General features: G+C 38.5%; 4 protein-coding genes. 2 read left to right on the top strand and 2 right to left on the bottom strand.

The genetic code is table 11. The annotated features are described in order from the left end of the window. Positions 1 to 21 precede the first annotated feature (21 nt). Positions 22 to 4,434: a GAF domain-containing protein gene (locus VB694_RS09495; protein WP_323360070.1), complete on the top strand. Its 4,413-nt coding sequence runs from the start codon at positions 22 to 24 to the stop codon at positions 4,432 to 4,434. 172 nt (positions 4,435 to 4,606) lie between these two features. Then, positions 4,607 to 8,272 carry a hybrid sensor histidine kinase/response regulator gene (locus VB694_RS09490; RefSeq protein WP_323360069.1) on the top strand — a complete coding sequence of 1,222 codons (3,666 nt, stop codon included), beginning with the start codon at positions 4,607 to 4,609 and terminating at the stop codon, positions 8,270 to 8,272. Between the two features lie 104 nt (positions 8,273 to 8,376). Here the strand turns inward: VB694_RS09490 and VB694_RS09485 are convergent, their stop codons facing one another. Together VB694_RS09485 and VB694_RS09480 are read right to left on the bottom strand one after the other, a co-directional pair. Then, positions 8,377 to 9,876, bottom strand: coding sequence for an MBOAT family protein (locus VB694_RS09485; RefSeq protein ID WP_323360068.1), 1,500 nt, complete (start codon positions 9,874 to 9,876; stop codon positions 8,377 to 8,379). 80 nt (positions 9,877 to 9,956) lie between these two features. Then, entirely contained in the window at positions 9,957 to 12,983 is a 3,027-nt protein-coding gene (locus VB694_RS09480) for a DUF1574 domain-containing protein (RefSeq protein WP_323360067.1), read from the bottom strand. Positions 12,984 to 13,141 lie beyond the last annotated feature (158 nt).

The raw sequence follows: 13,141 nt of genomic DNA, 5'->3' as shown, positions 1-13,141 counted from the left end.
AAAAGTATTGAGGTTAAGCAAATGACAACTTTATATCAAAGTAATGAAGACCGAGGCAATATCTTTGCTGAAGTAGAGAAATCAGACAAACAAAATGGTAACACAGGCGAAAATATTAATCGTAATGATGTGTTGACATCTCATGCTATTTCTCAGGAATTTAAAGTCTGGCGACAACGTTTTCAATATATAACATCGCAGATGCGTCAAGCCCCAGACTTAGATTCTTTACTAAAGGTAACTGTTGCCCAAATTAGGGAGAAAATTGGTAATGATCGCGTTTTAATTTATCAATTTACTAACTCTGATGCTGGTACGGTTTTAGCAGAATCAAGAACCACAGGTTGGACACCATCCTTAAGTGAAAATCTACCGGCTATTTTGTTTGGTTTATATACCAATCAAGATTATATTGAAGCCGTAGTCATAGACGACATTAATCAAATTCAAGTTACCCCATATCAAAAGCAACTACTAGATAAATTTCAAGTTAAAGCCAGTTTAAGTCTGCCGATTTTGATAGATAATACAGTATGGGGTTTATTGGTACTCCATAGTTGTGGATTAGAACGACAATGGCAAGAGGCAGATATTACTTTACTTGCCCAAATTAGCACAGAAATTACCTACAGATTGCAGGGACTAGAACTACAAAAAGAACTGAAACAATCAGTATTAGCCAAACAATCAGTAGCTAAAGTTATCAACAAGATTTTACAACAGCCAGATGTAGATAAAATCTTTCAAACCACGACACAAGAAGTCCGTCAATTACTAAAATGCGATCGCGTTGGTGTTTACAAATTTAACCCAGATTGGAGTGGACAATTTGTCTCCGAATCAGTGGGTAACAATTGGATAAAAATCGTCACCCCTGATTACAAAATGGTTTGGGAAGATACCCACTTACAGGAAACCAAAGGTGGAAGATACGCCAAGGGTGAAACATTTGTTGTTAATGACACCTATAAAATTGGTTTAGCCCAGTGTCATATTGAAATCTTAGAACAGTTTGAAGCCAAAGCTTATATCATTGCTCCCATTTTCTCAGGAGAAAAATTGTGGGGTTTACTAGCAGCTTATCAAAATACTGGAGCGAGGGAATGGCAAGACTGGGAAGTTAGCTTTTTAACTCAAATTGGTTTGCAATTTGGTGTGGCTATCTCCCAAGGAGAATATCTAGAACAAGTGCGAAAACAATCTGAACAATTAGAACAGATTGCTAAACAAGAAAAAGCCTTAACTAAGATAGTTAACCGCATTCGTCAATCCTCAGCACTAGAAGAAATCTTCAAAACCACCACTCAAGAAGCTCGTCAAGCTCTTAAATGCGATCGCATCGCCATTTATAAATTCAACCCAGATTGGAGTGGTAATTTCGTTGCTGAATCAGTAGCAACTGGTTGGGTAAAACTTGTCGGTTCAGATATCAATACCTTAGTGGAAGATACCTTCTTACAAGAAACTCAGGGAGCTAGATTTGGCAAAGGTGAGAGCTTGTGGGTAAATGATATCTATCAAGAAAATATTACTCCCTGCTATCTAGAACTATTAGAGACATTTGAAGCCAAAGCCTATATCAATGTCCCCATCTTTTTTGGTGATCAATTGTGGGGATTACTGGCAGCTTATCAAAATTCTGCCCCTCGTCAATGGCAAACCTCAGAAGTCAACTTTCTGACTCAAATTGCCTTGCAGTTTAACCTAGCTAAATCCCAAATAGATTATCTGCAAACAGTCCGCTTAAAAACAGAAGAATTAGCACAGATAGCGGAACAAGAAAAAACTATCAACAAAATAGTTAACCGCATTCGTCAATCCTTAGATGTAGAAGATATATTCAGAACTACAACGCAAGAAATTCGCCAATCTCTAAAATGCGATCGCGTTGCCGTTTATCAATTTACACCTGATTGGGGTGGAGAATTTGTAGCTGAATCAGTCGGTACTGGTTGGACAAAATTAGTCGGGCCAAATATTAAAACCGTCTTGGATGATACCTACTTGCAAGATACCAAAGGTGGTAGGTATGCTAAAGGGGAAAACTTTGTGGTTAATGACACCTATAAAATAGGTTTAGCCCCTTGCCACATTGCAATTTTAGAACAGTTTGAAGCCAAATCTTATGTAATTGTGCCGATTTTCTTTGGTGATCAATTATGGGGTTTATTGGCAGCTTATCAAAACACTGGACCCCGTGAATGGAAAGATTCAGAAATCAACTTTTTGCAACAAATTGGTTTGCAATTTAGTCTAGCTAAATCACAGTTAGATTATATAGAACAAGTAAAATTGCAATCTCAGGAAATCAGTCAACTGGCTGAACAGGAAAAAACTGTCAACAAAATCGTCAACCGCATCCGTCAATCTTTAGATTTAGAAGAAATCTTCAAAACAGCTACACAAGAAGTCCGTCAGGCACTAAGATGCGATCGCGTCGGTGTTTATCAATTTAGCCCTGATTGGAGTGGACAATTTATTGCTGAATCAGTAGCAAGTGGATGGATAAAAGTTGTCACCCCTGACTTTAAAATGGTTTGGGAAGATAGCCACTTGCAAGAAACCCAAGGTGGCAGATATGCCAAGGGTGAAAACTTCGTTGTCAACGACATTTATAAAGTTGGTCATGCCCAATGTCACGTAGAGATTTTAGAACAGATTGAAGCTAAAGCTTACATGATAGTTCCCATCTTCTATGGAGAAAAATTGTGGGGCTTACTCGCAGCTTATGAAAATTCTGGAATGCGTGAATGGCAAACCAGGGAAATTAACTTTTTAGAACAAATTGGCTTGCAAATTAGTCTAGCCAAATCACAGATAGATTATCTAGAACAAGTACAGTCTAAATCTGAAAAACTAGCTCAGATAGCTGAACAAGAAAAATCCTTCACCAAAATAGTTAACCGCATCCGTCAGTCTTTAGAAGTAGAAGAGATATTTAAAACCACTACTCAAGAAGTAAGACAATTACTAAAATGCGATCGCACAGTTGTCTATCAATTTAAGTCCGATTGGGGTGGAGAATTTGTTGCTGAATCTGTCGCTAGTGGTTGGGTGAAACTGGTGGGTCCAGGTATCAAAACAACCCTAAATGATCCTTGTTTACAAAAAACTCAGGGAGGCAACTATAGCAAAGGTCAAGCCTTGGTGGTGAATGACCTTTATCAAGCTAGTCTTGACCCCTGCTACATTGAGATATTAGAAGGTTATGAAGCCAAAGCCTATATCATCGTTCCCATCTTCTTTGCAGAAAAACTTTGGGGCTTACTCGCAACTTATCAAAACTCAGCACCTCGTGAATGGGAAGAATCAGAAACTAACTTGCTCTCACGGATTGGTGATCAATTGGGACTAGCTTTACAACAAACAGAATACTTAAAACAGCTACAAACTCAATCTGCCAAACTTTCAGAAGCCGCCCAAAGAGAAAAAGCCGCCAAAGAATTACTGCAACAACGTTCCATCCAACTACTTAGAGCCATTAGCCCCGCACTTAGTGGTGATTTAACAGTCCGCGCTCCCATTACCGAAGATGAATTAGGTACAATTGCTGATGCTTACAATGGCACGCTGCAAGCATTACAGCAAATCGTCATTCAGGTACAAACCGCTTCTCAACAAGTTGCCCAAACCTCTATTACCAGTAATTCTTCACTCATAGGATTGACTGATTTAGCCAAGGAACAGTCCGACGAAATCACTCAAGCTTTAAGCGATCTGCAACAGATGGTAGATTCTACCCAAGCGGTAGTAGCCAACGCCCAACTAGTACAAGTCGCCGTACAACAGGCCAACAAAACTGTAGATTCTGGTGATACCGCCATGAACCAAACAGTAAATGCTATTCAGGCCATTCGTGAAACCGTCGCTCAGACCAGTAAAAAGATTAAACGTCTGAGTGAATCATCACAAAAAATCTCCAAAGTTGTGAACTTGATTAGCAACTTTGCCTCACAAACCAACGTACTGGCTTTGAATGCTGCCATTGAAGCTACTCGCGCCGGTGAATATGGTAAAGGCTTTGCAGTCGTAGCGGATGAAGTGCGTTCTTTATCTCGTCAGTCAGCAGCAGCCACCATCGAAATTGAAAAATTAGTCCAAGAAATTCAAGCTGAAACTGGGGAAGTTGCTGTAGCAATGGAAATGGGTATTCAGCAAGTAGTAGAAGGAACTAACTTAGTGAGTGAAACCCGTCAAAACTTAAATGCCATCGTTTCTGCAACTGCGGAAATTAGTCAACTAATTGAGCGTATTACTGAAGCAACTCAAAAACAAATGAGCCAGTCAGTAACGGTAACAACATCAATGAATGATGTAGCCTCAATTGCCAACAAAGCCTTTGGCGAATCTCAGGAAATTGCGACTGTGTTCCAAAATTTATCGGGAATGGCACAGGATTTATTAACGACTGCTGGCAAATTCAAAGTCAAGTAAAAGATGGGTAATAAGGAGCAGGGAACAGAGAACAATTACATTTTTCCTGACTCCTGTACGGGCGAAGCATTCGGACTTCAATATTGGGCAAAAATTGAGAATTGATCAACCGAATGCTTCGCCCCTACGATCCTGACTCCTTTGTTAATTCCTACACTTAAAATCAAAACTTATGATTACAGACACTGAAATTCGCGAACAAGGTTATGCCTATTTTTTGGCTGAAGCCCCAGAATTATTACAAGCAATTGAACAAGATTTATTTGGCTTTTTAGAAGATCATAGCAAAAATAAAGTTCATAACTTAATGCGGGCAACTCATACAATCAAAGGAGGTGCAGCTACTGTTGGGTTAGATACAATTAAGATGATCGCCCATTCTTTAGAAGACATCTTTAAAGCTTTATATAGTCCTGACGTAGTTATAGATACTGAATTACAAACCCTACTCTTAGAAGCTTATGAATGTCTTCAATTAGCTGTCACCGCAGAATTGACATCAAATAATATTAATCGTGATGAACTTCTGCAAAGGGCAACTTCTGCATTTGCTCAACTACAAACAAAATTAGGTGATGCTTTTGGGGCTGAAGATCATATTCCTACTTCTGAAGAATTAGGGTTTGATATTGTCCAGTCTATTTTTGAAGTAGGTGTAAAACAACGGTTAGAAAGTATTACTGAAGCTATTAATAATTCACTAAATAATCAGGAATTAGCTGAGTTTTTAAACTCTCAAGCTGAGGTATTTCTAGGTTTAGCTGAATCCTTAAATCTACCTGGTTTGAGAGAACTATCTCAGACAATTATCACTGCACTAGTAGTTCATCCCCAGGAAGCATTTCAAGTAGCAGAAATCGCTTTAGCTGATTTACAAGCTGCACAAAAAGCGGTTTTGGCTGGCGATCGCACCCTTGGAGGTTCACCTTCTGCTGCTTTGCAAGCACTGACAAAGCTGGAAAAAGATGAGTCACCTGTAACAAATACTCATAGCTCTTTAGCTACAGTTCCCAAACAAAATTCAGCTATTGTCCATACTAACAACACCTTTGCTAACAAATTTTTTAGCCTCACCACCGAATTTTATCAATTTTTAACTACATCTAGAGACAGAAATAATGAGCCTCTAAAACCAGCAAATGCTAAATTTTACTTAAAGGTAATTCGCTATATTTTTGGCTGGTTTAATCACCAAAAACAAATACCAGAGTCTGACCTGAATTTAGATTTATTAATTCCTCAAGATCCTGGATATAATTCCGAAGATTATCTACAAACTTGGCTTAATGACTTTCTGGATTTTCTTGAAGATAAACAAGATCAACAAAACCTTTGTCTTTATCGTCGGGGTGTTGTGTTCATAATTCTCCTAGCAGTTGCTGAATTTGAATATTCAGTTAAAAATAATGATAATGCTATCTTAGTTATCAGCACACTCAGAAAAAAAATCCGTAAATTAGGAAAAGAATATAAACAGTATCCATCTGTCACAGAGGAAGAAAAAAAATGGCTTGACCATCCTAAGTTGCAAGAATTATTAGTGATTAAAGAAACAAATACCTCGGTAGTTACCCCGACTGACTATAATCTAGTAGAGGAAATATGGGGAGGAGACACTATCCCAGAAGCAGCCGAGCAATCTTTAGCAACTCATACCGCAGAAGAAGTTAAAAATGATCATTATTTAGAAAGCGTCACATCATCAGTTGTTAGTGATCCGGTATTTACAAATACTCCTGATTCAACCTATGAACTGATTACTGATGATACCGAAACTAAGAATAGAGAAGTAGAAGATAAATCCTCAGCATCCCCAAATAAAAATTCTCGACAATCTTCATTTGTACGTGTAGATGTAGAGGGATTAGAACGCCTCAATTACTTAACAGGTGAATTGCTGATTTATCAAAAACGGCGCACATTATATGATGATCAAATTATAGAATTAATTGAGCAATTAAGTCAGAAATTAAGCAAACATCAAGCAGTTTTACAACAATTACGCGATTTGCCATTGCAAGGCAATAATTTTTCCATAGAAACCAGCCAAAAAGTATCTGCCGTAAAATTTGATGCTTTAGAAATGGATGTCTATACAGAATTTAATCTGACATTACATGAAGCTCTAGAGGAAACACTGCAACTACAAGAAACATCTGAATCTCTTGATTTACTCATTAAACAATCTGCTCAAATTAGTGAGAAAAAATATAATTTAACTCTTAGCATTATAGATAACCTAGCAGAAGCAAGAATGCTACCTTTAGGAACTATCCTCAATCGCTTTCCACAAATGGTCAGCAAGCTGGGAAATGTCTATGCCAAAAATGTAGAATTGAAACTCACAGGTACACAAGTTCTCATAGATAAAGCTATTGCCGAAAAACTCTATGATCCGTTATTGCAATTAGTTCGTAATGCTTTTGATCATGGCATAGAATCTCCAGAAATTCGCCGTGAACTTTGTAAAAAAGAACAAGGTTGCATAGAAATTTGTGCCTATCATCAAGGAAATCAAACTATAATTGAAGTTCGAGATGATGGTCAAGGTTTAAATTTAGAAAGTATTCGCAACCGAGCTATTGAACTTAATCTCATACCAGATGATCATAACCATCAAGACTATAATTACAACCAGACTGAATCCGAACTGATCGATCTCATGTTTTCTCCTGGATTTTCCACCGCTGCTAAGGTGAGTGAAATTTCTGGACGTGGTATGGGATTAGATATTGTTCGTACTCAGTTGCAATCTCTTAATGGCGTGATTTCAGTACAATCATCGCCCCATCAAGGAACAACATTTATACTTAAAATCCCCTTTTCTATGACCACAGATAAACTCATGCTAGTCCAGTCCGGGGGTATTGTTTATGCTTTACTGCTAGATAGTATTGAGAAAATACTAATTCCCTCTGAACAGCAAATCAAAGACTTTGAAGGCAAACAAATTTTATATTGGCATTCAGGGGAGGATGAAATTGTCGTCAACCTCATTAAACTTGAAAGTTTAGTGTATTACAATGGTTCAGTGGTTGGCAGCAATTATTTAAATAACATACCCAGAAGTGCTGATACCGAAATAATGAAAAATCCTGTGCTTCTACTCAAACGAAATCAGGGGATTTTGGGTTTAGAAGTTGATCAAATTATTGGTGAACAAGAATTAGTCATCAGACCTTTAGGTAGTGCCATTAGTCCACCCAAATATATTTATGGATGTAGTAGTTTAGCTAATGGCAGCCTGATTTTAGTCATTGATGGCACTATGTTGATAGATTCTCAACAGATGCAGGCCACACTTGATGTGAGGAATCTACCAACAACTTCTGAGTCTCAGAAACAAGCATTACCAATGTCGGCTGATCATAATCATATATCATCTACACCACTACTTACTGCATCTGTTGCCCTGAATACTATTGAATCTCCACCAAATTATTATGCAGGGATAACCCCAAAATTAGCCAAAGTAGTTTTAATCATCGATGATGCTATTAGTGTCCGACAAACTATTGTGATGACTTTGCAAAAGTATGGCTATCAAGTATTTTCAGCCCAAAATGGTGTAGAAGCAATCGAACAGTTGGAGTTACATCCAGAGGTGGAAGTGATTATTTCTGATTTGGAAATGCCCAGGATGAATGGATTTGAATTATTAAGTCATATCCGTCAACATCCAGCTTGGTCTAAAAAACCAGTGGTGATTCTCACTTCTCGTAGTTCTGAAAAACATCGTCAGTTGGCTCAAGAATTAGGTGCGACGGCCTATTTGACCAAACCCTATTTAGAGCATGAGTTCCTCTCCACTGTTGAGAATTTAGCTAATAAAAATTAGCATTATTTCTCTCTCCTCCTGTTATGGAAGTTTCGTTTTTGTCTCGCAATTCCTCTCATCACCTCCCTTGCGGATAGGTGAGAGGCTTCTACTGTTTAAGCAAGCTAAAAATCAAAATAGATATAGGGTAAGCTACCTTCAGGCGCTAGTAACCAAACGGCGTAGAAGCATAAAGGTACAAAAACAAGTTTGATTGGCCAACTAAGCTCTAACTTCATTCCTTGCTTAAAGACATAGGATATACCCATTAGCATAGCTAAAGCCAGCAGTAACCATGATATTTGCTGTGGGCTGCTGTTTAGAGCTTCGATATAGACTTTTTCAAGAAACTGTGCATCAGCAGTACGACCCCAAAGATTTTGGATTACTAAAACAGAATCTTGAAGACTAGGAAGACGAAACCAAATCCAGGAAGTGAAAACCATGAACTGGGTTAATAACCAAGCAAAAATTAGCCCTAGAGGGTTTTGCCAAAATAGTTCGAGAATTTTCCAGCGATCGCTCATCACATCCGTGAGACGATGAACCGCTAAGGCTGTACCATGCAATGCTCCCCAGATCATAAAACCCCATGCTGAACCGTGCCAGATACCAGCAACTAACATGACTATCAATAAGTTTCCGCAGGTACGCATCAATCCCCGACGGGAACCACCCAAAGGAAAGTATAGATAATTACGCAACCAGTCACCTAAAGTTATATGCCAACACCGCCAAAAATCAGCAATGCTGGTGCTAAAGTAGGGAAAATCGAAATTTTCAGGGAGAACTAAACCAAAAAGCAAAGCACTACCACGAGCAATATCAACATAGCCATTGAAATCTAAATATAACTGCAACCCATAAGCCAAAGTAGCTAACCACAAATCGGTACTTCCTGCTCTTTGTAAGTTACCGAAACATAAATCCACAAAAATTCCCAGATTATCGGCGAGAATACCTTTTTTAACTGCTCCTCTAGCAATTAACCATAAAGCCTCTGCTAATTTATCTACACTGGGAAATCGTAGTGTATTGAATTGAACTGCTAAATTATGGTAACGAGTAATTGGTCCAGAAATTAGTTTAGTGAAAAATAATTTATAAGTAGCAAATTTCAAAAATTGATCAGTAGCCGGCGCACCACGATAGACATCTACTAAATAAGCGATACACTCAAATGTAAAAAATGAAATTCCCAAGGGTGAAATTAATTTAAAAGGTGCATCTGGTGAATCTAAAGGCAAGTTAAATATCCATTTCAACAAAATAGGTAGATATTTAAAACTTAGTAGTAGTCCTGCATTTAAAATTATCCCAAACCACAAAATCTTGAGACGATTAAGATTCCAGTCAGCTTGAGCAATTCGCCATTCTTCATTAGAAATTTGCCAGTCTTGGGAATGTTTACCTGGTGAGGTATTTTTACCAATTTCTAGACCTAGACGAAAGTTAATAAAAGTAAGTACCAGGAGTAAGGGTAAATACTGGATGTGCCAAGATGAGTAAAATACAATACTAGCGATAAGCAGTATCCACAATCGTAACTTTTGTTCGGTTACAGTCCAGTAGATTCCCAGGGTACTCAGTAAAAACAGCCCGTAAAAAATTGATATAAACTTCATTTTTTAGTCATTAGTCAGGGAATAGGCAAAATGTAAAATGTAATTAATTTTCCTCATCTTCTCATCTTCCCAGTAACCATTTATTTAACAGTCCAAGGAATCATGGGGTCAACTGCCAGCTTTTTAGAGACTTCATAAGCTCCGTAGCGGTTTAGATGACTGGGGTCAGAAAAGTAGTCATTTGCTTTGAGCCAGATTTTGCTTAAATCGCGGTAGATAAAGTTGGTATGAGTAGTAGAAGCATCTAACATATATTGTTGAAATTCTTGCTCGTATTTTGTCCGCACTGTGTCTAAGTAATCTGCTGTAAGTGGCATATTTACAAACACTAGAGCTATTTTTTGGGTTTTGGTAAATTCTATCACTGATTGTAAAGCAGACTCTTGCTCACCTACTAATTGGAAAGATTTATAGTCATTGTCATAACTTCCCGATACCTTGGGATGATTTTGATAGTATGTAGCAGGATTAAAACGAATAGATAATGGCAAAAAGCCATCAAAATCAACTGCTAATTGGGAATTATCCTCTTCAGGATTGGTTGTTAGGTTAGATTTTGGTGTAACTTGCTGATAGTTATTAGTAAATGGTAAATAGTTGAGTTGTTTTTGAAGTATATTTTTAATTTGGTCACGATTTGTGTAACTTGCAGATATACTAGCTAAATTTTGATTTAGCCATTCATTAGCAACTTGATAGCCGTTAACACTGACTGCCTCATCTTTAATGATTTCATTTTTCGATGCGGTTACTTCTTGGGTAGATGAATTATTGTTAGTAATTGGTTTTGTGGCTTTTTTTAATACTTCTTGATAGCCTTTAGATGCGGCGATCGCATTAAAAGTGATATCTTCACGACCACTATTAAAAGCTCTAGAACCATCTGCCCAGATAATAAGTTTAGGTAATTCTGATGGGTCTAAAACTCGACGAATGATAAAGTCTACAACTTGTGCTGTAGCACCATTAATACCAAAGTTAAATACATCAGTTTTTGCATAACCCTGAGTTACTAAAGCTTTAGAAAGAGCAACAGGATCAACTCCTCTCAAGGCGCGAGAAGAACCAATAATCAGCACATCTGGTGGTTTGCCGGTGGTTGCTAAACGTTGTTTATAAAGTGCTAGTTGCTCATCTAGTTGCCTAGCATTAAAACTGGGCATTTGCGATCGCGCTGCTAATAGAATAGCCGTGGCACTGGCTTTTTGTTTTAATGGTGCAGATGGCAATTTTTCCGCTGGACTATCATTTTGAGTAAAGCCAGAAGCATTAAAAGCCGAATTACCAAACTGAGAAGATGTTGCGTTATTGCTGTTAGTAAAAAATGATGTTTTCTGATCTTGTTCTTCTCCTGATTTTAAAGAAGATTGAGACTGTGAAGATGATGAAGATAAAGCATTATTAGCTGGTGGTGAATTTGGGATAGTGCGAGTAATTACGTAACCTAACATCCAATCACTTTGGACGGTGAGGATTAATCCCAATGCTACCCATACTAGACTTACCCATAGTCCTTGTTCATCAGGATTATGCTCGTTTGACTGGTTAGTTTCTGCAAATAGTTGAGTTCCTAAAAATAATTTTCTAATTTGTTTATGGGCAGTTTCTAGCCAATTTTGCGCTACTTCATTCACCAAATTTTGAACTTCCTGGGTTGTTAAGTCAGGGCGTAAAATTGGCTCATTAGTTTCATTTGTGAGTAAATCACTGACATATTCAGCGGTAGCAGCAAATTCTGGTGTAGCTTCTGGCACTAATCGGTGGCGTTGTCCAAAATCAATGCCGTGATGCCAAACAGGTTGATTATCTCCAGCACGACGACCATAAACTCTCACGCCGGCAATGCCAACAATATTGAGTTGGCGAATAAATTGAGTGACTTTGCTGGCTACTTGCTGTCTTGTGGGACAATTAGGGGCATCACACATCACGTGCAGTAAATCCCCTTTATGCAGCAATAAGACGCGAATACCGCCTGTTTTTAACCGCCACTCCATATCCTGATTTAGCAGACGTTCCAATAGAAAAATCATAGCTGGTTGATCCCCAGCAGTACCTAATTCCAGCGTTGATGTGGCTAAAGCGGGATGTTGTGCAGCGGGCAAAGACAACCAATTTACCCAAGCAGGTTGCTTATCATCTGTTTTTTGCCCATATACAGCAGCAGCAAGAATACCTTGGGGAGCGATCTTTTCTAGGTGGGTGAGAATTAACTGGCAACAAACCTCTTTATCTGGTGGCGGTGCAGTCTTTAATGGATCAACAGATGGAGTGCAAAAAATATGTAGGGTAAATTCTTTTAAAGAAGCTTGAACGGCAACTTTGAAATCTGACAAGACTTCAGTTAATAAGCGAGCGATCGCTTGTATATCCCCCCAACGCGCCCACTCTTTGAGCATTGTTTCTTGTGGGGTTAAATCCACCCGTAACCGCCAATCAGGCTCACTCTCACCCCGAACTTGAGAGACAATAACAGCATCTTCATAGCCGGCCAGCTTGAGATGTCGTAACTGTTGGGCTACTGGTTCTGCTAATAAAGTGGCATCAGGGCTATAACTTGATTGGCAAAATATCCAGAGACGATTACCTATTTTTTGGGCGTTGGCTTTGGACTGATAGGGCTTACTTTTAACTTGTACTGCCACACCTAAATTACTCAGGTTTTCACTCAAATAACGAGCGATCGCATCTGGGTTGCCTTGGCGTGCCAAACTTTCATTAGAGACAATCAGCGCCCCACCCAGTAGGTTTGATTTTTTGGCTGCTGATAACAGTGCTTGCTCTACCTGCTCTAGATGTCGATCTAATTGATTCAAGTAGACCCGATGACACCATTGAGGACGATGTTCTCCTTTCTTTCGACCATACACCAATACTTGGTATATTGAGGATTGTCCCTCATCTGTGAGGCTATCTAAATCGGTTTGCCCAAGTGCTTGTAGTAAGTCAGAAAGAGTGTGCCAACGTCTTGGACAGTCTGTACCTTCACAAAGGATATGCAGGTCATTTCCCAGCAACTGGACTTTCACCCCGAAAGTGCTAATCCCTGTTGCTTGGCTTACCCACTGTACTAAGGTTTGCTGGCGATCAAGTAATAATGTTTTCATTATGAAGCTAAATTAAACAGGAAACGAGTATGGGGGAATTTTGCCTGTACTTGTAAACTAGAATCATAGAATTATCACATTTTGCAGTTTTTTTTTAACAATTTTGTTACCTTTGGAGCTTGCAAAATGGGCAAAGATAGTCTTATTAAGGTTACACG

Origin of the sequence: Anabaena sp. UHCC 0451 (assembly GCF_034931405.1) — a bacterium.
Taxonomy (GTDB): domain Bacteria; phylum Cyanobacteriota; class Cyanobacteriia; order Cyanobacteriales; family Nostocaceae; genus RDYJ01.
The sequence above is the reverse complement of the archived record's forward strand: the minus strand, read 5'-3'. Positions and strand labels throughout refer to the sequence as shown.

Bases quoted from the DNA above. Each gene is read 5' to 3' on its own strand.
- VB694_RS09495 (WP_323360070.1), top strand. From the start codon at position 22: ATGACAACTTTATATCAAAGTAATGAAGACCGAGGCAATATCTTTGCT.
- VB694_RS09490 (WP_323360069.1), top strand. From the start codon at position 4,607: ATGATTACAGACACTGAAATTCGCGAACAAGGTTATGCCTATTTTTTG.
- VB694_RS09485 (WP_323360068.1), bottom strand. From the start codon at position 9,876: ATGAAGTTTATATCAATTTTTTACGGGCTGTTTTTACTGAGTACCCTG.
- VB694_RS09480 (WP_323360067.1), bottom strand. From the start codon at position 12,983: ATGAAAACATTATTACTTGATCGCCAGCAAACCTTAGTACAGTGGGTA.